Consider the following 18,622-nt stretch of genomic DNA (forward strand, 5'->3'; position numbering starts at 1 on the left):
TCGCGCCCTCGGCCTGCCATTCTGACGCCCAAGTATAGCGGGCGTTGCGGCGGCGCGGAACCCGGCCGTTACCCTTTGGGGCGGGCGGCCTTTTCGGCAATGCCACTGATGCCCTGACGGCGCGCAAGTTCGGCCAGAACATCCTCCAGCGCCACGTCTCGCGCGGTCAGCATGACCAGAAGGTGATACAGCACGTCTGCTGCTTCGGCGGTCAGCTTGGCCTGATCGCCCTTCGTGGCTTCGATGATGGCTTCGATGGCTTCTTCACCAAATTTCTCGGCGCATTTCTCGGGACCCTTTGCAAGCAGCTTGGCTGTCCAGCTTGAATCGGGATCAGCCCCTTTACGCGCCTCAATCGTGGCAGCAAGGTCGTGCAGAATGCTCATGTCAGCCTCATCGGAATGCCAGCGGCGGCCATATGCTCTTTGGCTTCGCGGATCGTGTATTCTCCGAAATGGAAGATCGAGGCTGCAAGCACCGCACTCGCGCCACCTTGGGTGACGCCTTCGACCAGATGATCCAGATTGCCGACACCGCCGCTTGCGATCACGGGCACGTCCACTGCATCGGAAATCGCACGGGTCAGGGGCAGGTTGAAGCCAGCCTTGGTGCCGTCGCGGTCCATCGAGGTCAGCAGGATTTCTCCGGCGCCTTTGGCGACAACGGTTTTTGCGAACGCGACCGCATCAATACCTGTTGGCTTGCGGCCGCCATGCGTGAAAATCTCCCACTTTCCGGGGCTGACCGTCTTGGCGTCGATGGCGCAGACGATGCACTGGCTGCCGAATTGATCTGCCGATTCCGCGATCACGTCGGGATTGGCAACGGCTGCCGAGTTGAAGCTGACCTTGTCTGCCCCCGCCAGCAACAGGGCGCGGACATCATCCTTGGTGCGAACCCCGCCACCAACTGTCAGAGGTACAAAGCACTGCTCGGCGGTGCGCTGTACCACATCGAACATGGTGCCGCGGTTTTCGTGGGTTGCGTGGATATCCAGAAAACAGATTTCGTCCGCGCCTGCGGCGTCATATGCCTTGGCCGATTCCACGGGATCGCCCGCATCGCGCAGACCGACGAAATTCACGCCTTTGACCACGCGGCCATCGGCAACATCAAGGCAGGGAATAATCCGGGTCTTCAGCATCTGATCGTCCTTCGTTGCCGGACCTTTACCGGCAAAGCGCCGCCGATGCCACAGACGTTTTGCCGCCCACGGCCCTGGTAGCACGGGCCATGGGCGGAGCGGGGGGCTTAGTGATCCCGGTTCTTCAGCAGCTTCAGTGCCGAAAGCAGGTTTGCCTTGTCATCGGTCCATGGCAGCGCGCCGTCGGTTTCGACGATTTGCCAGTTTCCATCCTGCGCAAAACTCTCAATTCGGGATTTGTCGGGGCTCAGGATCACAACGCTGCTGGTGGCGGCTCCGGTTTCGACCTGCTCTTCACCCACGGCCAGCCGCTGATGCGCAGCGGTCAGGTTCAGGCTGTCGGCAATTCGGGCCAAAGGCTGGACCAGATCGTAGAACCGGTTTGTGATGTGGAACACCAAAACCCCATCATCGGCCAGGCGGCTGGTATACATCTCTACCGCCTCGCGTGTGATCAGGTGAAGCGGAATCGCGTCCGAGCTGTACGCATCCAAAACCAGGATATCGAAGGCAAAAGGCTTTTGCTTCAGAACGATCCGGGCATCACCCAGATGGGTCTCGGAATCGGGCGTGCATTCCGACAGATAGGTGAACAGCGAAGAGTCGCGTGCGATCTGGTCAACGGTCGCGTCGATCTCGAAGAAGTCCCAGTTTTGCGCAGGCTGCCGATAGCAGGCCAGTGCACCTGTTCCAAGACCGACAATTCCGATGCTGTCGGATTGCATGCCGAAGTCCGACGTGATGACCTGCGCCATCGGTCCTTCGGGGTGATAATAGGACAGCGGTGTGGGTCGAGTGCCATATTCGGATTCGCGTTGCCAGCCATGCACCGTGGTGCCGTTCTTGTAGACGCGGTAGCCCTCGCTTGAATACACCGAATGCACGCCGAAAAAGCTGCGATCTTCGAACACCGGATTGTTCTTTACCGCAAATGCGGGCAGCAGAACGACGGTAAGAACCACAGGGATGCGCATGGCTTGTGCCCGGAACAGGTACAGCACCGCGAATATCAGCGCGAACAGGGCGCCTGCACGCGGGATGTCCGCGCTCAGCGCCGCGACGCCGCGTGTCGTACCTGCGATGACGAGGATGAAAACACTTGCCGCGATGCCCATGATGACATGGCGAAGGGCAAATCCCGGCGCGCGGACAAGAAACAATCCTCCGGCCAGGATCATGGTGATTGGCGCCTCCAACTCACGTGTGAAGGCAATCGGCGCAAGGATCGAGTTGAACAGCCCGCCAATTGCTCCGCCCACGGAAAGGGCGATGTAGAACATGGTCAATTGCTCGGCTGACGGGCGCATGTCGTACAGCAGGCGGTGCGCAAAAAGGGCGATGATGAACAACACCGGAACATAGAGCAGAATAACCGCCGGCGCGTCATGCTCGCTGACCACCTTGGACACCAGTACGACACCCGCCGCCAGCGCCGCCAGCATGGGCAGGTTCAAGGCGTCCAGCGTCAGGCGCTTCCATTTGGCAAACGCGATGATGAAGGACAGGATATAGACCGCCAGCGGAACAACCCAGATCAACGGGAGAGCACCCAGATCCGTGCTGACCCGCGTTGTGAAGGACAGCATCAAGGAAGAGGGAATGAAGGCGACGAACACCCAGACAGTGATCTGTCGTAGGGTCGGGAAACTGGCCTTCAGTGCCGATTGGGCCGACGGCTTCGTGTGCCGTGAACCCCGCAAGGCGATCATGCCACTGCCAAGCAAAAGCGCGCCGAACAGCACGAAGCCGACCAGCCAGGCACGGCTGATCTCGGCCGCGCCAAAAAATGGATCCGCAACCAGGGGGAAGGCCAACAACGCCAGCAAGGATCCGACATTGCTGGCGCTGTAAAGGAAATACGGATCATCCGCCGAAGGCCCGCCCGACCTGGCGTACCAGGCCTGCAACAGGGGCGCATTTGCCGACAATACTGCAAAGGGTACACCCACACCCACGGCGAACAGGCCAAGCGTTTGCAGCGCGGTCGAGGTCGAGGCGTCATAGCTCCAGCTTTCGCTGGTGGACAGCGGCAGGAAAGTCAGCGCCGCCACCCAAAAGGCAAAATGGGTGATGATCTGCCAGCGCAAGGGCAGAAACTTGGTCAACAGGTGCGCGTAAACATACCCGAGTATCAGCACCACTTGGAAAAACAGCATAGCGGTCGTCCAGACCGCCGGGGCGCCGCCGATTTTTGGAAGAACCAGTTTGGCAAAAAGCGGCTGGACAAAGAACAGCAGACTGGCGCTCGTGAAAATCGCCGCGCAGAAGATCGCAATGGTTGCTGATCCGAATCTGGACGTCTTGGGAACGTCTAGGTTGGAAATACTCACGTTTGCCACCCGGGTTGTTGTGTTTGACGAAGGAGTTAAGCGGGGATTCCGCCCGAATTATGGCTCAACACAGTAAAATGTTTGGCTTCTGGTCGGATTGTTCTCGAAAGCAAGGGTAAAATGGGCGCCTTCAATTCTGGCAAAGCTTTGCTGATGCCAGACTTGTGATTGTCAGATTTCCAAAACCTGTGAGAATTGGAGTGAATATTACAGAAGGAATACCGATATGCGTAGCTTGATACTTGCTTCAATTTTTTCGCTCGGAGGGGCTTTGGCCGCCATGGCTGACGACATCATCAAAGTTCAAACGAACAAATCCGTAGCCGAGGCGCTGGATGCGCTGGAAGCGGCGGTTGGAAACGCAGGGGCCACTGTCTTCGCCCGCATCGACCACGCAGCCGGGGCGGAAAAGGTCGGTACGCCCATTCCGGCCAATCAAGTGCTGATTTTCGGCAATCCTGCGCTGGGCACGCCGGCCATGCAGATCGATCCGCGTGCAGGGTTGTTCCTGCCGCTCAAGGTGCAGGCGTATGAGGATGGGAACGGTCAGGTCTGGTTGGCCTATGAAGACCCCAAGGAAACGATGGACGAGCTGGATGACGTCGAAAAGTCACCTGTAATCGAGAAGATGCGCGGTGCGCTCGCCAAGTTGACCGCTGCGGCCGCGGGTTAAGACCTTTTGGGTCATGTGCTTGCGCTTTTCACACGCGCAAGCGCGTTTCGCGCGATCAGGATGTGAAATGGCAGGATCGCAGCCAGGTAGAGGCGCCCGCCAAGGTTATGGCGTCGGACCCACGTGGCCAGCGAGATGCGGCCGTTTTCCGACAGGACGGAAACCCGGAAATCCAGGTGGCGATCGTTGAATCCTGCGATCACCTCGGTCCTGTCATCATGTTCGACCGGGAAGATCCCCAGCTTGTCGCCAGCATCCGGGCCGGTCGTGCTGAGGCCAAACGGTGTCACCAGCTGGCCGCGCAGCCGAACCAGTGCCATCGCCCATCCGGGGAACGCGGTGATGATTTCCGCGGCACGGCGCGGTGGAAGATTGGAGTCAACGCTGAAGCAGTCCAGAAAGTCGCCGGATTTCAACCGTTCGTTCAGCAGGCTGTGCGCGGACAGTTCGGAACGCTTTACCGGCGATTGAAACATTGCGCTATCCTCTGAGCGTGGTCAGAGCCTCTTTCAGATCAATCGCTCCATCATAAAGCGCACGGCCGGAAATGGCACCGTTCAAAGCTGCGCCACAATCGCGCAGGGCGATCAGATCGGCGATCGAGGACACGCCGCCAGATGCGATGACCGGAATATCGACCGTTCTGGCAAGCTCTGCGGTGGCCTCGACATTGGGACCCTGCATCGCGCCGTCACGGTTGATGTCGGTGTATATGATCGCGGCGACGCCCGCGTCTTCGAAGCTGCGGGCCAGATCGGTGACCTGAACGTCGGTTTCTTCGGCCCAACCCTTGGTGGCAACCAGACCGTTGCGCGCGTCGATGCCCACGGCGACCTTGCCGGGAAAGGCTTTGGCCGCTTCGCGCACCAGATCGGGGTTCTCGACCGCGACCGTACCCAGAATCACGCGCGCCAGACCTTTGTCGATCCAGGTCGCGATGGTGGCCATGTCGCGGATGCCGCCTCCCAATTGCGCGGGCACGTCGCAGGCTTTCAGAATCGCCTCGACCGGGGCGGCGTTGACCGGCTCACCTGCAAAAGCGCCGTTCAGATCGACCAGATGCAACCACTCGCACCCGGCCTCGACAAAGGCGCGGGCCTGCGCGGCGGGGTCTTCGTTGAACACGGTGGCCTTGTCCATTTCACCACGTAGCAGGCGCACGGCATTGCCGTCTTTGAGGTCGATGGCGGGGTAGAGGATCATGTCGGGCGGCCCTATTTCTGTGTTGCACGCGCGGGATATCGCACAGGCGGGGCAGGGGATGCAACGCGACGCTGGGTCATTCTTGCCCGCCGCTGGCTGCCGGGTCAGACTGCCATCAAAACAGGGAGACAATCATGAAGAAATTTACGTTTGCAGCGGGTTTTATGTTTCTTGCGACCAGCGCGATGGCTGCGGATCCCGTCGATGGTCTGTGGAAGACTGCACCCGGTGATACCGGCGGCTATCTGCACGTGACGATTTCCGGATGCGGCAGTGCGATCTGCGGAACCATCGACAGCGCCTTTGATGCGGATGGCAACGAGCAGCTGGAATATGAAAACCTGGGCAAACAGATCATTTGGGACATGGTGCCCGATGGCGGCGGAAGCTATGACAGCGGCAAGATCTGGGCACCGGACCGGGACAAAACCTACAATTCTAAAATGTCACTGGACGGCCAGAACAAACTGACCGTCAAGGGATGCGTGGCGGGCGGTCTGATCTGTCGCGGTCAAACCTGGACGCGTGTTCAGTAAGCCTCAGGGTTTCCAGGTCAGGAAGTTGCCCAGCATGCGCAGGCCGACGTCTTGGCTTTTCTCGGGGTGAAACTGCATTCCAACCATCGTGTCACGGCCAATCACGGCCGTGACCTCCTGCCCGTAGTCCACATAAGCCAATCGCTGTGCCGGGTCGGACACCCGGAAGTGGTACGAGTGGACGAAATAGGTGTGATCGCCGGATTTCACCCCGTTGAACACCGGGTGATCGCTGTCCAGAACAAGATCGTTCCAGCCCATATGGGGCACTTTCAGCGATGTGTCTGACGGCTCGATCCTGACGACATCGCCGGCGATCCAGCCCAGACCATCCGTTTCGCTGTATTCATGGCCCTTGGTTGCCATCAACTGCATCCCCACACAGATGCCCAGAAACGGGCGGCCTTTCTGTTCGACCGCCTCGACCATCGCGTCATAGATGCCCTTGTGCCCACGCAATTCGGCAGCGCATGCCGGAAACGCCCCGTCGCCGGGCAGAACCAAGCGATCGGCGCGTGCCACAACATCCGCGTCCGAGGTGACGACAACCTCACCGGCGCCGACCTCTTGCGCCATGCGCTGAAACGCTTTTTCCGCCGAGTGCAGGTTGCCGCTTTCGTAGTCGATAATGGCGGTCAGCATTTACAACGCGCCTTTGGTCGACGGAATCGCATCTGCCTTGCGCGGATCAGTTTCAACAGCGTCGCGCAGCGCGCGCGCGACGGCCTTGAAGGCGGCCTCGGCGATGTGGTGGCTGTTGAAACCGTGCAGCTGGTCGATATGCAGCGTGATGCCGCCATGGGTGCTGAGCGCCTGAAAGAACTCGCGCACAAGTTCTGTGTCGAACGCACCGATTTTCTGCGTCGGCAGATCCACATTCCAGATCAGATAGGGGCGGCCCGACAGGTCCAGCGCACAGCGTACCTGGGCGTCGTCCATCGGTAGGTGGCATTCTCCGTACCGCCGGATCCCTTTCTTGTCGCCCAGAGCCTGCGTCAAAGCCTGCCCCAGCGCGATGCCGGTATCTTCAACCGTGTGGTGATCATCAATGTGATAATCGCCCTTGGCGCTGATCGTCATGTCGATCAGCGAATGGCGCGCCAGCTGATCCAGCATGTGATCAAAAAAGCCAACTCCGGTCTGGTTGTCATACATGCCGGTGCCATCCAGATTGATCTCGACCGAAATTTCGGTTTCGGCAGTCTGGCGGCTGATCTTTGCGCTGCGCATGGGCGAATTCCTTTTGCTACAGGCGCGCTTATAGACGGGGAAGGTCGGGGTTTTCCAGACCGCGCGTTGCGATCGCTGCAAACTGTTGCAGGGGATTGCACCCGGCTTGGCCCCGTGTCAGCTTGCCAACAACACGAACCGATAGGGTCAAACCATGTCCACCTGCGTTTTCATCCAGATCCGTTGCAAGCCCGGAACCACCTACAAGGTCGCCGAGGAAATCGCCCTGCGCGAAATCCACTCTGAACTGTATTCCACCAGCGGTGAATATGATCTGCTGCTCAAGCTCTATATCCCCGAGACCGAGGATGTGGGCCATTTCATCAACGAACACCTGCTGGTGATTCCCAATATCGAACGCTCGCTGACCACAATGACGTTCAAGGCGTTTTAACCCAGTTCGAATGAGGTGACGCCAAAGACACGGCTCAGATCGATATCCGGCGCGCGGCCGGAATACATCCGGGCCGTTTCAAACACCTTTTCCAACCCGAGCTTTGCGGCCAGCGCAAACGCGGCCGTGTTGGGCAAAGGCATGTCGATGAAAACGGCGTCCTGTGAATGTTGGGGTGGCACGGTTTCCAGCAAACCGGCCAGCAGGGCTTCGGCGATGCTCTCGCGATCTGCAAAAAGCGGCCCGATCTTGTACCCTGTCCGGCAGGGGCGCAACGTTGCGTACCCCTTGATCTGACCATCCTCGGAATACACGCGGGACATATGGCCCGGCGCGCTAATCCAGCCCTGCAAGAACGCGTCGCGGCGGGCCGGAAAAAGGTGCCGGTCGTAGGCGAACAAAGCCTTGGACGCCGCCGTCAGGGGCTCAACGCCGGTTGATGGGGTCAGAGCCTGCTTCAACGTCTCCACGGTCGCCGTGAAACGATAGTTGTTATAGGCGAAAGAAAACCCCGAGCTGCGGTAGTTGTGTTGCTGGTCGACGACCCCATCCAGGCCGATATTGCCCGCTTTGCAGTTTTCCAAGGCGTGCTTCCAGATTTTCAGCCCATGGCCCGATCCGCGAAACGCGGGCCGGACGATGTAGAAGCCAAGGAACGCAAACGCGTCATCATACTGAACGACCGAGATGGAAGCGATCATTTCGCCATCCAGGAATCCCCCGAGAAACCCGCGAGTATCCGTGCCGTGGAAGCAACGAGCATCGTGATGCCCCGGGTTCCACCCTTCGCGCCCGGCCCAATCAACGGCCTTTTGGACCTCGTCAACGGTAAGAGGGCGGATGACGTAATCAGACATGGGTGAATCCTGCGTTGGGCAATGCAACCAGAATGACGCAATGTCATGTGAAGAACCAGCATGTCTGGAGAATTTTGTATCTGGAGCGGGCGAGGCGATTCGAACGCCCGACCCTAACCTTGGCAAGGTTATGCTCTACCCCTGAGCTACGCCCGCATCAGATACATATGTGGTCCGAAGACCTCTCAATGGAGCGGGCGAGGCGATTCGAACGCCCGACCCTAACCTTGGCAAGGTTATGCTCTACCCCTGAGCTACGCCCGCGCCGTTGAGTGAGGAGGGATTTATAAATTCCCACGCGGGGCTGCAAGCGGAAAAACACAAAATAGAGGAAAAATATTTCGACGGAACCCGGCATCTGGCCCGTTCAATCTCAAACACGGATCAAAAAAGGACACAGGCAGAGGGGCTTTCATGATTTCTGTTGCAGACATGAAGATAATGGCGCTGGCCGCAATGATCTTGCTGGTCACCGCGATGCCGAAATCGGACGATCACGAACACGGTCAGATCACGCCCGTTTTGTCGAAAGCGCCCCATGTGATGATTACGGATCTGACGGGATAACACCCGCCAACCGAGCTACAGCGCCAGAATCAGGTTGGCGATGGCCGCAACCAGAATGGCCAGGAACGTCAGGCTCATGCCAGCCTGCCGCAGGATGACGATCTGGGGCGTGCGCCCGAATCCGTAAGCGTGCAGCAGACGCCCGGCCAGCAACATCAAACCCAGTATATGCACAAGCAACCCTCCGGCGCCCTGTAATTCCACCATGGCGATCAGCAAAAGGGCGATAGGGGCGTATTCGGCGCAATTGGAATGTGTCCGTATCGCCTTGATCATCAACTTGCTGCCCCCATCCCCGACCGAGATTTTGTCGCTGCGGCGCTGAAGGATCACTTTGACGCTGAGTGCCACGTAAAGAATAGCGATCAGGGCCGCATAGATCGGGGTGATAGCAAGCATGGTGGGTCTCCGTTCCAGCATAGAAAAAGGGCCGCGCGGTTTCCCGCGCGGCCCTTTGAACTGTAACCGGTTCGGCAGGTTATTCCAGCTCGACCAGAAGGTCCTTTGCGTCAATCTGGCCACCGGGCTGCACATGAACGGCCTTGACGGTCGCATCGCGCTCGGCGTGGATGCCGGTTTCCATCTTCATCGCCTCGATGGTCAGCAACATGTCGCCTTCCTTGACCTGCTGGCCCGCTGTTACGGCGACGGTGGCAACAACACCGGGCATCGGCGCACCGACATGATCCGGGTTGCCGACCTCGGCCTTGGGCCGCGCCTGCGTGGTCGAGGTGACCAGCCGGTTCGGAACCCGGATCACGCGCGGTTGGCCGTTGAGTTCAAAGAACACTTTGACCTCGCCCTTTTCATCCGTTTCGCCGATGGCCTGACACCGGATTTCCAGCGTCTTGCCGGGGTCGATTTCCGCGGTGATCTCTTCGCCCGGCTCCATGCCGTAGAAGAAGGTGCGCGTTGGCAGGGTACGAACCGGGCCGTAGATCCGGTGGCGACCCATGTAGTCCAGGAACACCTTGGGATACATCAGGTATCCGTTCAGATCCTCGTCATCGACCTCTTTGCCTTCCAGCTGCTTGGACAGCTCGGCGCGGGTGGCTTCAAGATCGACCGGGGGCACGTCCTTGCCGGGTCGCTGCGTGTTGGGAACCTCGTCTTTCAGCACCTTCTTGATGATGGTCTCGGGGAAACCGCCCGGAGGCTGACCCAGATTGCCGCGCATCATGTCCACGACCGAATCGGGGAAGGCCACGTCGGTATTCGGGTCCTCGACCTGTTCACGTGTCATGTTCTGGCTGACCATCATCAGCGCCATGTCTCCAACGACCTTGGAAGACGGCGTGACCTTCACGATGTCACCGAACATCTGGTTCACGTCAGCATACATCTGGGCCACTTCGTGCCAGCGTTCTTCCAGACCCAGGCTGCGTGCCTGCGCCTTGAGGTTGGTGAACTGACCGCCCGGCATCTCGTGCAGATAGACCTCGGACGCAGGGGCCTGAAGACTGGATTCGAAGGCCGCATACTGGCCACGCACAGCCTCGAAGTAATCGCTGATTTCACGAATGGCCTTGATGTCCAGCCCGGTGTCGCGGTCGGTATGGCGCAGCGCCTCGACCACGGTGCCCAGCGTCGCCTGGCTGGTATTGCCCGAGAAGCTGTCCATCGCGCAGTCAACTGCGTCCACGCCCGCCTCGGACGCGGCCAGAATGGTGGCGCTGGCAATACCGGCGGTGTCATGGGTGTGGAAGTGTATCGGCAGCCCGACCTCTTCTTTCAGCGCACGGATCAGGATCTTGGCCGCGGCCGGTTTCAGCAGGCCCGCCATGTCCTTAAGGCCCAGAATATGCGCGCCGGCGTCGCGCAGCTCTTTCGCCATGCCGACATAATATTTCAGGTCATACTTGGCGCGATCCGGGTCAAGAATATCGCCAGTGTAACAGACGGTACCTTCGCAAATCTTGCCGCTATCGACGACCGCATCCATTGCTACACGCATGTTTTCGACCCAGTTCAGCGAGTCGAAGACACGGAACACGTCAATTCCTGTCGCCGCCTGACGCACGAACTCCTGCACCACGTTGTCAGGATAGTTCGTATAGCCCACGCCGTTTGCGCCGCGCAGCAGCATCTGGGTCATCAGGTTCGGCATCGCCTCGCGCAGGTCCCGCAGGCGCTGCCACGGGCATTCCTGCAAGAACCGATACGCCACGTCGAAAGTCGCGCCGCCCCAGCATTCGACCGAGAACAGCTGCGGCAAGTTCGCCGCATAGGAGGGAGCCACCTTGATCATGTCGATCGAGCGCATCCGGGTCGCCAGCAGAGACTGGTGCCCGTCGCGCATGGTGGTGTCGGTGATCAGCAGTTGGCGCTGTGCCTTCATCCAGTCGGCCACCGCCTGCGGGCCCTTCTGCTCCAGCAGGTTGCGGGTGCCCATCTGCGGTTCGGCCTTCAGCGCCGGAGGCCTGGCCTCTTTCAGGTCGGCGCGCGGGCGCGGGCGGTCCTTGGTTTCGGGATGCCCGTTCACGGTGATGTCCGCGATATAGGTCAGAACCTTGGTGCCGCGGTCGCGCCGCTTCTTGAAGGTGAACAGTTCGGGCGTCGTGTCGATGAACTTGGTGGTGTATTCGTTCGACAAGAAGGTCGGATGCTTCAGCAGGTTGATGACGAAGTCGATATTCGTCGAAACCCCGCGGATGCGGAACTCGCGCAGGGCGCGGTCCATCCGGGATATCGCCTTTTCGGGCGTGGGGGCCCAGGCCGTAACCTTGGTCAGCAGCGAGTCGTAATAGCGCGTAATCACCCCGCCCGCATAGGCCGTGCCGCCATCCAGACGGATGCCCATACCGGTGGCCGAGCGATAGGCGGTGATCCGGCCATAGTCGGGGATGAAGTTGTTCTGCGGGTCCTCGGTGGTGATCCGTGTCTGCAACGCGTGGCCGTTGAGCTGGATATCCTTTTGGCTGGCCATGCCCGTCGCCTCGGCCAGCGTCTTGCCCTCGGCGATCAGGATCTGCGCCTGCACGATGTCGATACCGGTGACTTCTTCGGTCACGGTGTGTTCGACCTGTACGCGCGGATTGACTTCGATGAAGTAGAACTTGCCGGTGTCCATATCCATCAGGAACTCGACCGTGCCGGCACATTCGTAATTGACATGCGCACAGATCCTGCGGCCAAGCTCGCAGATCTCGGCGCGCTGTTCGTCGCTCAGATACGGGGCAGGGGCGCGTTCCACGACCTTCTGGTTCCGGCGCTGGACCGAGCAGTCGCGTTCATACAGGTGATAGATTTCACCGTGCTTGTCGCCCAGGATCTGCACCTCGACGTGGCGCGCACGAATGATCATCTTTTCCAGATAACCCTCGCCGTTGCCGAATGCGGCCTCGGCCTCGCGACGGCCTTCCAGCACTTTCTCTTCCAGCTCTTCTTCCGACTGGATCGGGCGCATGCCGCGCCCGCCGCCGCCCCAGGACGCCTTGAGCATTAGCGGATAGCCGATTTCGGCGGCCTCCTTGCGGATCGCGTCCATGTCATCGCCCAGAACTTCGGTGGCAGGAATGACCGGAACGCCGGCTTCGATGGCTACGCGTCGCGCGCTGGCCTTGTCGCCAAGCGCGCGCATGGTTTCCGCCTTGGGGCCGATGAAGGTGATGCCGTTCTTGACGCAGGCATCGACGAAATCCGGGTTCTCGGACAGCAGGCCATAGCCCGGATGAATCGCGTCGGCACCACATTGCTTGGCAACACGGATGATCTCGTCGATCGAAAGATATGCGGCAACCGGCCCCATGCCTTCACCGATCTGATACGCCTCGTCCGCCTTGAACCGGTGCAGGCCCAGTTTGTCTTCTTCAGCGTAGACGGCGACGGTTCGTTTTCCCATCTCGTTTGCTGCGCGCATGACGCGGATGGCAATCTCGCCGCGGTTGGCGATCAGGATCTTGTTGAAGTCTGTCATGATAGGTCCCGGTCTTTTGTGTATGGGCGTCTTATTGGGCGGAGAATACGCGCAGGTATATCCGTTCTTCTGGGTAGAACCGGCATGTTATCGCTCGCAAACGCCCTATGATCGCAGCGCCCTTATACTTTTGCTGCGCCGCAGCATCAAATGTTTAACGTTAACTCTCAATCTGACACAGGCTTGCCAGGCCCATCTGGCCCATATTTGCATGCAGGTCCTGCCTGAGAATCTCGATGACATGTGCAGGTCCCCGCGCGCCAAGTGCCGCAAGACCATACAAAAAAGCCCGCCCGAGCATCACGAAGTCTGCGCCCAGCGACATGGCCCGCAAAATATCCAAACCGCCTTCGACACCACTGTCGAAGATCAGGGGCAGGCGGGTTGCATCCCGGACAGAGGGCAGAACCTCGATGCTGGCCGGGGCCGCATCAAATTGACGGCCGCCATGATTCGACACCCACAAGGCATCGACACCGACCTGTTCCAGCCTGCTCGTATCCTCTGGTCGCAGGACACCTTTGAGGACAAGCGGACCGTCCCAATGGTCGCGCAGCCATTTGACATAGTCCAGATTCGGCGAGGTTCGAAGCAGGTAACCGATATGAGCCGTGGGCGGCAGATTTCCGGGGTTTTCGATATATTTGTCCAGCGTTCGCATGTGCGGCACACCGTTGCGCAGCATGCCCATCGCCCAGACGGGTCTTTGGGCGATCTGCGCCAGAATGCGCGGGGTCAGCTTTGGCGGTTGCCGCAGGCCCGATCGTGTCTGCCTTTCCCTGCGCGATGCGACGGGAACATCCGCTGTGAGAACCAGGGTCTTGAACCCGGCCTTGCGGACCCGGTTCAGCAGGTCTTTTCGAATATCCGGATCCCGGGGCGGGTAAAGCTGGAACCAGGCATTGTCCCCAAGATGCGGTGCCATGTCTTCAGGGCTTTGGCTGGCTACGGTCGACAGGGTATAGGGAATACCCGCCTCTGCGGCCGCGCTGGCAAGCAGTTGCTCGGCGCGGGGCCAGACCAGCCCGGACATTCCGATCGGCGCGATTCCGAACGGCAGCGGATACGAAGCGTCGAGAAACGACTTTGACGTATCAAAGTCCAGCTCGCCATGCAGGATCGAGGGGCAGAGGCGCACCTCATCCAGCTCCTGGCGGTTCCGGTGCAGCGTCGTTTCAATCCCGGTTCCACTGTCGATATACTCCCACACGAAATGCGGCAGACGACGGCGCGCACGGTGTTTCAGATCCGGTATGCCGGGATAGGTGCTGTGCAAGTCCATGCAGATTGATCCGACCTGCCATGCGATTCGGCAAGTTTTTTAAGCTGCATCCTTAGGTGGTTGCCGGTTTTCAGGCGGCGCATTTTTGGTCTGGTTCCTGGTGCCGCTTGCAACATGCACCTGGTTGCGCCCCTTGTCCTTGGCGACATAAAGCGCATCGTCCGCCGCGCGCATCAGGTCCTGCGGCATGGTGCCGTGGGCCGGGTAATGTGCGACCCCGACCGATATCGTAATGCGCGGCAAGGCCTTCTCGCCGTATCGTACGGTGACGGCTTCAACCGCCTGGCGCAGTTGTTCGGCGCGGGTCACGGCATCTTCGGGGCTGTTGTCAGGCAGGATCAGCATGAACTCTTCACCCCCGATGCGGCAGGCGACTTCGTCCCGGTCGCACCCTTGTTCCAGGGCGGCGCCGACGGCGCGCAACACCATGTCGCCCGCATCATGCCCATGAGTATCGTTGAACTTCTTGAAGTGATCCACGTCCACGGCGATCAGGCTTAGCGCGGCGCCCGTCTGCTGGCTGCGGCTGATGGACTTGCGCAGCGTCTCGGTCATATGGCGGCGATTGAACAGTCCGGTCAGGGGGTCTCGTACCGATTGGTCGTGAAGCTGATCCCGCATGCGGACATTGGCGATCGCCATACTGATCTGTTCGGCGCATAATTGGGCCAGCTTGCGGCTCTTGTTGAAGCAGTCTTCGCGCCCCTCCAGTGCCCGCAGATGCAAAAGACCAACGGTTTCGCCATGGGCCAGAATGGGAAAGCAGAAATAGGGCCGCCCGTCATGCGGTTCGGCGTGTTCGCATACAAAATCAATCTCGGATGCGCCGAACTCGTAGGTCCGGCCGCGCCGCAAGCCCCAACAACCTTCGGGGTGAATGTGGGATTTATGAGTTCCACCGTTCCAGCTGGCGCAGCCATCCAGCACATCGCGTGAGTTTGAATAGACATACACGCTGCCTTCGGCCTCTGGCAGGATGTGGGTCATGAAGCGAGACACCATGTCGAACAGTTCATCCAGCGACCGGCTTGATTGCAGCCATTCGTTCAATTCACCCAACAGGCGGACCTCTCGGGCCAGGCGCAGCTGTTCGTCCATCAGCTCCCTCTCTTTCTGGGCCCGTTTGCGAAGGTCGCGAACCTGACGACGGTTGGTGCGATGGACAATCAGGATGACAGTCGTCAGCGCCAGCAGGGCGACCCCGCTCAGCAGCGCCAGAGACAGGCGAACGCGCGTGATGAACAGGTTCCGCAGGTCGGTTATGTCGGAATAGAACTCGATCGCGCCCATGAACGTCGCATCCTTGATGATTGGCGTATAGACCTCGGCCACATGGCGGCTGCTCAGTTCCGTATCCCGGGAATTGTCGCCAACAAAGGACTCAACTTCGGTAATCGGCTTCTCTTCGTGTTTGTAAAAAAGCCCTCCGGCGGCGACGATCGACTGGAAATAGGGTTTCGTATTCACGAACCCGACGTCACTTGCGCGGGTCGACCAGAACACCTGGCCCGAAGCATCGAACAGCTTGAAGCGGTAAATGTCCGTGGTTTCGGGCAATAGCTCCAGAAACTCCTGGTCATGATCGGTCAATGCGTGAAAACGGAATGCCTGTTCAAGATCGTACAGATGGCTTTCGACCTGGCGGCTCATCCGCATCGCGTTCTTTCGCAGGTCTGCTTCCAGCATGCGATCAACCACTGGCGCCGGGGCGGCGTAGATCCCCCAGCCCGCTGCTGCCGTCAGCGCAAGCAGCATCAGGGCCACGCCTATCATTTTAAGCCTCGAGGATTGACCCGTCAGTTCCGCCTGTTTCATTTGTCCGCTCCCACAACACTCTGCCAAACATCCCAGTCAGGATTTGACAGAGAGTTAACGGGGGTGCAGCGCGGTGGCGTGTTTGTTTAGAATTGAATGTAAGAAGAAGTGCGAAAAGTCTGTGAACAAGCCGTGAACAAACCCTTTCCCTTCGCGCTTATCCGGCGTAGTTTGGGGCCATGAGCAGTTTTGACGAAATGGACGCCTTCGAGGGCGCATCGCTGTCGGCGCGGGCCATGGCCGTGCGCCCTTCGCCCTATCTGGATGATCTGAACCCGGCGCAACGGGACGCGGTCGAGCGTCTGGATGGCCCGGTTCTGATGCTGGCAGGTGCCGGGACTGGCAAGACCAAGGCTCTGACCGCCCGGATCGCGCATCTTCTCAACACCGCGCGCGCGCGTCCGAATGAGATTCTGTCGGTAACCTTCACCAACAAGGCCGCGCGCGAGATGAAGGAACGGGTTGGCCGCCTGCTGGGACAGCCCGCCGAGGGGATGCCGTGGCTGGGCACCTTTCATTCGATCTGCGTCAAACTGCTGCGCCGGCATGCAGAGCTGGTCGATCTGAAGTCGAACTTCACCATACTGGATAAAGACGATCAGATTCGCCTGATTAAACAAGTTATGCAAGCCGTCAGTGTTGATGAGAAACGACATCCGCCACGTTGGTTTGCGAGCATTGTGGATGGATGGAAAAACCAGTCTTGGAATCCAGACCAAGTCCCAGCTTCGGAAGACGTTGAGCTTTGGTGTGAACGCCTTTTCTCTGAACATGAGGTTACAACCGACAACAAGGTATACAAATTTAGTCGCAAAAATCCTCAAAGCGGAGCGATCGGCAGAAGTATTGTGTTGGGTTCCGAGCTGTATGCCCAATATCAGACCCGCCTGCGCGAATTGAATGCGGTGGATTTCGGCGATCTGCTTCTGCACATGGTTACGATCTTCCAGACCCACCCGGATGTGCTGGAGCAATACCAGCGCTGGTTCCGCTATATCCTCGTGGACGAATATCAGGACACCAACATCGCCCAATATCTGTGGCTGCGCCTGCTGGCCGGGGGGCACAAGAACATCTGCTGCGTCGGCGATGACGATCAGTCGATCTATGGCTGGCGCGGGGCCGAGGTGGGCAACATCCTGCGGTTCGAAAAGGATTTTCCCGGCGCCCATGTGGTGCGGCTGGAACAGAACTACCGCTCGACCCCGCATATTCTGGCGGCTGCGTCGAACGTCATTCGCGGCAATGAAAACCGCCTGGGCAAAGAGCTGTGGACCGAAGTCGAGGAAGGTCACAAGGTCCGCCTGATCGGCCATTGGGACGGCGAGGAAGAGGCCCGCTGGATCGGCGAGGAGATCGACGCGATGCAGGGCGGTACGCGCGGTATTCGCCCGATGAACCTTGATGAGATCGCGATCCTCGTGCGCGCCAGCCACCAGATGCGCGCCTTCGAAGACAGGTTTCTGACCATCGGTCTGCCCTACAAGGTGATCGGCGGCCCGCGATTCTATGAGCGGATGGAGATTCGCGATGCCATGGCCTATTTCCGGCTGGTGGTCAGCCCCGAGGATGATCTTGCGTTTGAGAGAATCGTAAACACGCCGAAACGCGGCCTTGGCGACAAGGCGCAGCAGACGATCCAGATGACCGCGCGCGAAAATGGGGTGTCACTGGTCGAAGGGGCTCGGATTGCGGTCGACAACGGGCTGATCAAGGGCAAGGGCGGCAAGGCGCTGCGCGAACTGATCGACGGTCTGGCGCGATGGAATGCGATGACGCGTGGGCCACGGATCGAGGTGGACGACGATTCGGTGATCGATGACGGTTCACCCCTGCGGTTCGGCGCACCCGAGCATACGCATATCGAACTTGCGCAGATCATTCTCGACGAATCCGGCTATACCGCCCACTGGCAGAACGACAAGACGCCCGAAGCACCGGGGCGCCTTGAAAACCTCAAGGAACTGGTGAACCAGCTGGACAATTTCGAGAACCTGCAAGGGTTTCTGGAACATGTCAGTCTGGTGATGGACAACGAACAGGACAGCGACGGGGCCAAGGTTTCGATCATGACCCTGCATGCGGCCAAGGGGCTGGAGTTTCCCGCCGTCTTCCTGCCGGGCTGGGAAGACGGGCTGTTCCCCTCGCAGCGGTCAATGGACGAATCCGGGCTCAAGGGGCTCGAGGAGGAACGGCGCCTGGCCTATGTCGGCATCACCCGCGCCGAAGAAGTGTGTACCATTTCTTTTGCCGCCAACCGGCGGGTGTTCGGGCAGTGGCAGAACTCGATGCCCTCGCGCTTCATCGACGAATTGCCGGACGATCACGTTGAGGTTTTGCAAGGGGCCGGGTTACACGGCAACAGTCAGATGTCGGCTGGTATCGAGACCCGCGCGGCCGAAGCGAATGTCTACAACTCGCCGGGCTGGAGGCGGATGCAGGCGCGGCAGGGGCAATACGGCATGTCGCAACCGCGCGAATCCCGCAACACGGTGATCGACGCGACCGCCGTGGCCAGTTTCACGCTGGGGGAACGGGTGTTCCACCAGAAATTCGGCTATGGCGCGGTTGTCGGGATCGAGGGCGACAAGGTCGAAGTCGAATTCGACAAGGCAGGCACTAAGAAAGTGGTCTCGCGTTTTCTGACCAACAAGGATGACGTCCCGTTCTGAGGC

The 18,622-nt window shown here is 59.5% G+C and carries 17 protein-coding genes and 2 tRNA genes; 5 read left to right on the plus strand and 14 right to left on the minus strand.

What is annotated here, in order from left to right:
• Positions 1 to 68: 68 nt before the first annotated feature.
• The 3 genes from GS612_RS03465 to GS612_RS03475 all read right to left on the minus strand — a co-directional run bounded on the left by GS612_RS03465 (position 69) and on the right by GS612_RS03475 (position 3,474).
• A complete protein-coding gene (locus tag GS612_RS03465) occupies positions 69 to 386 on the minus strand; it encodes a phosphoribosyl-ATP diphosphatase (RefSeq protein ID WP_171639090.1) in 318 nt (105 codons plus the stop codon).
• Positions 383 to 1,144 carry an imidazole glycerol phosphate synthase subunit HisF gene (gene hisF / locus GS612_RS03470; protein ID WP_171114883.1) on the minus strand — a complete coding sequence of 254 codons (762 nt, stop codon included), beginning with the start codon at positions 1,142 to 1,144 and terminating at the stop codon, positions 383 to 385. The genes GS612_RS03465 and hisF overlap by 4 nt, the downstream gene beginning before the upstream one ends.
• 107 nt (positions 1,145 to 1,251) lie before the next feature.
• Positions 1,252 to 3,474: a fused MFS/spermidine synthase gene (locus GS612_RS03475; RefSeq protein WP_371809279.1), complete on the minus strand. Its 2,223-nt coding sequence runs from the start codon at positions 3,472 to 3,474 to the stop codon at positions 1,252 to 1,254.
• Between the two features lie 280 nt (positions 3,475 to 3,754).
• Here GS612_RS03475 and GS612_RS03480 point away from each other — a divergent pair, with 280 nt between their 5' ends.
• Positions 3,755 to 4,147 carry a DUF302 domain-containing protein gene (locus GS612_RS03480; protein ID WP_171116471.1) on the plus strand — a complete coding sequence of 131 codons (393 nt, stop codon included), beginning with the start codon at positions 3,755 to 3,757 and terminating at the stop codon, positions 4,145 to 4,147.
• A gap of 11 nt (positions 4,148 to 4,158) precedes the next feature.
• On the opposite strand, the gene GS612_RS03485 is transcribed toward GS612_RS03480, so the two are convergent.
• A complete protein-coding gene (locus GS612_RS03485; protein ID WP_171639091.1) occupies positions 4,159 to 4,623 on the minus strand; it encodes a DUF2867 domain-containing protein in 465 nt (154 codons plus the stop codon).
• A gap of 4 nt (positions 4,624 to 4,627) precedes the next feature.
• The gene (gene hisA / locus GS612_RS03490) at positions 4,628 to 5,350 is read right to left on the minus strand and encodes a 1-(5-phosphoribosyl)-5-[(5-phosphoribosylamino)methylideneamino]imidazole-4-carboxamide isomerase (protein ID WP_171639092.1); all 723 of its coding nucleotides are present in this window, start codon (positions 5,348 to 5,350) and stop codon (positions 4,628 to 4,630) included.
• 134 nt (positions 5,351 to 5,484) lie between these two features.
• Here hisA and GS612_RS03495 point away from each other — a divergent pair, with 134 nt between their 5' ends.
• Positions 5,485 to 5,886, plus strand: coding sequence for a DUF2147 domain-containing protein (locus tag GS612_RS03495; protein WP_171639093.1), 402 nt, complete (start codon positions 5,485 to 5,487; stop codon positions 5,884 to 5,886).
• Between the two features lie 3 nt (positions 5,887 to 5,889).
• On the opposite strand, the gene hisH is transcribed toward GS612_RS03495, so the two are convergent.
• Positions 5,890 to 6,528: an imidazole glycerol phosphate synthase subunit HisH gene (gene hisH / locus GS612_RS03500; protein WP_152458682.1), complete on the minus strand. Its 639-nt coding sequence runs from the start codon at positions 6,526 to 6,528 to the stop codon at positions 5,890 to 5,892.
• Positions 6,529 to 7,116, minus strand: a complete 588-nt coding sequence (hisB, locus tag GS612_RS03505) for an imidazoleglycerol-phosphate dehydratase HisB (protein WP_152458681.1) — start codon at positions 7,114 to 7,116, stop codon at positions 6,529 to 6,531.
• Between the two features lie 154 nt (positions 7,117 to 7,270).
• Here hisB and GS612_RS03510 point away from each other — a divergent pair, with 154 nt between their 5' ends.
• Positions 7,271 to 7,510, plus strand: a complete 240-nt coding sequence (locus GS612_RS03510) for an Lrp/AsnC family transcriptional regulator (RefSeq protein WP_050602861.1) — start codon at positions 7,271 to 7,273, stop codon at positions 7,508 to 7,510.
• Here the strand turns inward: GS612_RS03510 and GS612_RS03515 are convergent.
• The 3 genes from GS612_RS03515 to GS612_RS03525 all read right to left on the minus strand — a co-directional run bounded on the left by GS612_RS03515 (position 7,507) and on the right by GS612_RS03525 (position 8,631).
• Entirely contained in the window at positions 7,507 to 8,367 is an 861-nt protein-coding gene (locus GS612_RS03515; protein WP_171639094.1) for a GNAT family N-acetyltransferase, read from the minus strand. The genes GS612_RS03510 and GS612_RS03515 overlap by 4 nt on opposite strands.
• Positions 8,368 to 8,448: 81 nt before the next feature.
• Positions 8,449 to 8,523: transfer RNA gene (locus tag GS612_RS03520), tRNA-Gly, on the minus strand.
• 33 nt (positions 8,524 to 8,556) lie between these two features.
• Positions 8,557 to 8,631 (minus strand) — tRNA-Gly (locus tag GS612_RS03525).
• A 150-nt stretch (positions 8,632 to 8,781) separates the two neighbouring features.
• On the opposite strand from GS612_RS03525, the gene GS612_RS03530 reads away from it, so the two are divergent.
• Positions 8,782 to 8,934, plus strand: coding sequence for a hypothetical protein (locus GS612_RS03530; RefSeq protein WP_171114892.1), 153 nt, complete (start codon positions 8,782 to 8,784; stop codon positions 8,932 to 8,934).
• Between the two features lie 15 nt (positions 8,935 to 8,949).
• On the opposite strand, the gene GS612_RS03535 is transcribed toward GS612_RS03530, so the two are convergent.
• From GS612_RS03535 to GS612_RS03550, 4 genes are all read right to left on the minus strand, one after another.
• Positions 8,950 to 9,333 carry an MAPEG family protein gene (locus GS612_RS03535; RefSeq protein ID WP_152458679.1) on the minus strand — a complete coding sequence of 128 codons (384 nt, stop codon included), beginning with the start codon at positions 9,331 to 9,333 and terminating at the stop codon, positions 8,950 to 8,952.
• Between the two features lie 79 nt (positions 9,334 to 9,412).
• Positions 9,413 to 12,850 carry a pyruvate carboxylase gene (locus GS612_RS03540; protein WP_171231245.1) on the minus strand — a complete coding sequence of 1,146 codons (3,438 nt, stop codon included), beginning with the start codon at positions 12,848 to 12,850 and terminating at the stop codon, positions 9,413 to 9,415.
• A 160-nt stretch (positions 12,851 to 13,010) separates the two neighbouring features.
• Positions 13,011 to 14,132 carry an alpha-hydroxy acid oxidase gene (locus GS612_RS03545; RefSeq protein WP_171639095.1) on the minus strand — a complete coding sequence of 374 codons (1,122 nt, stop codon included), beginning with the start codon at positions 14,130 to 14,132 and terminating at the stop codon, positions 13,011 to 13,013.
• A 39-nt stretch (positions 14,133 to 14,171) separates the two neighbouring features.
• Positions 14,172 to 15,947, minus strand: coding sequence for a diguanylate cyclase (locus GS612_RS03550; RefSeq protein WP_171639096.1), 1,776 nt, complete (start codon positions 15,945 to 15,947; stop codon positions 14,172 to 14,174).
• Positions 15,948 to 16,126: 179 nt separating this feature from the next.
• Between GS612_RS03550 and GS612_RS03555 the strand changes: the two genes are divergently transcribed.
• Positions 16,127 to 18,619 (plus strand): ATP-dependent helicase, encoded by a 2,493-nt coding sequence (locus GS612_RS03555; protein WP_171639097.1) that lies wholly within the window; start codon positions 16,127 to 16,129, stop codon positions 18,617 to 18,619.
• Positions 18,620 to 18,622: the final 3 nt, after the last annotated feature.

Source organism: Ruegeria sp. HKCCD6157, from assembly GCF_013110685.1.
Classification (GTDB): domain Bacteria; phylum Pseudomonadota; class Alphaproteobacteria; order Rhodobacterales; family Rhodobacteraceae; genus Ruegeria.

Coding starts and splice junctions, on each gene's coding strand:
- GS612_RS03465 (WP_171639090.1), bottom strand. CDS start 386: ATGAGCATTCTGCACGACCTTGCTGCCACGATTGAGGCGCGTAAAGGG.
- hisF (WP_171114883.1), bottom strand. CDS start 1,144: ATGCTGAAGACCCGGATTATTCCCTGCCTTGATGTTGCCGATGGCCGC.
- GS612_RS03480 (WP_171116471.1), top strand. CDS start 3,755: ATGGCTGACGACATCATCAAAGTTCAAACGAACAAATCCGTAGCCGAG.
- GS612_RS03485 (WP_171639091.1), bottom strand. CDS start 4,623: ATGTTTCAATCGCCGGTAAAGCGTTCCGAACTGTCCGCGCACAGCCTG.
- hisA (WP_171639092.1), bottom strand. CDS start 5,350: ATGATCCTCTACCCCGCCATCGACCTCAAAGACGGCAATGCCGTGCGC.
- GS612_RS03495 (WP_171639093.1), top strand. CDS start 5,485: ATGAAGAAATTTACGTTTGCAGCGGGTTTTATGTTTCTTGCGACCAGC.
- hisH (WP_152458682.1), bottom strand. CDS start 6,528: ATGCTGACCGCCATTATCGACTACGAAAGCGGCAACCTGCACTCGGCG.
- hisB (WP_152458681.1), bottom strand. CDS start 7,116: ATGCGCAGCGCAAAGATCAGCCGCCAGACTGCCGAAACCGAAATTTCG.
- GS612_RS03510 (WP_050602861.1), top strand. CDS start 7,271: ATGTCCACCTGCGTTTTCATCCAGATCCGTTGCAAGCCCGGAACCACC.
- GS612_RS03515 (WP_171639094.1), bottom strand. CDS start 8,367: ATGTCTGATTACGTCATCCGCCCTCTTACCGTTGACGAGGTCCAAAAG.
- GS612_RS03530 (WP_171114892.1), top strand. CDS start 8,782: ATGATTTCTGTTGCAGACATGAAGATAATGGCGCTGGCCGCAATGATC.
- GS612_RS03535 (WP_152458679.1), bottom strand. CDS start 9,333: ATGCTTGCTATCACCCCGATCTATGCGGCCCTGATCGCTATTCTTTAC.
- GS612_RS03540 (WP_171231245.1), bottom strand. CDS start 12,850: ATGACAGACTTCAACAAGATCCTGATCGCCAACCGCGGCGAGATTGCC.
- GS612_RS03545 (WP_171639095.1), bottom strand. CDS start 14,132: ATGGACTTGCACAGCACCTATCCCGGCATACCGGATCTGAAACACCGT.
- GS612_RS03550 (WP_171639096.1), bottom strand. CDS start 15,947: ATGAAACAGGCGGAACTGACGGGTCAATCCTCGAGGCTTAAAATGATA.
- GS612_RS03555 (WP_171639097.1), top strand. CDS start 16,127: ATGAGCAGTTTTGACGAAATGGACGCCTTCGAGGGCGCATCGCTGTCG.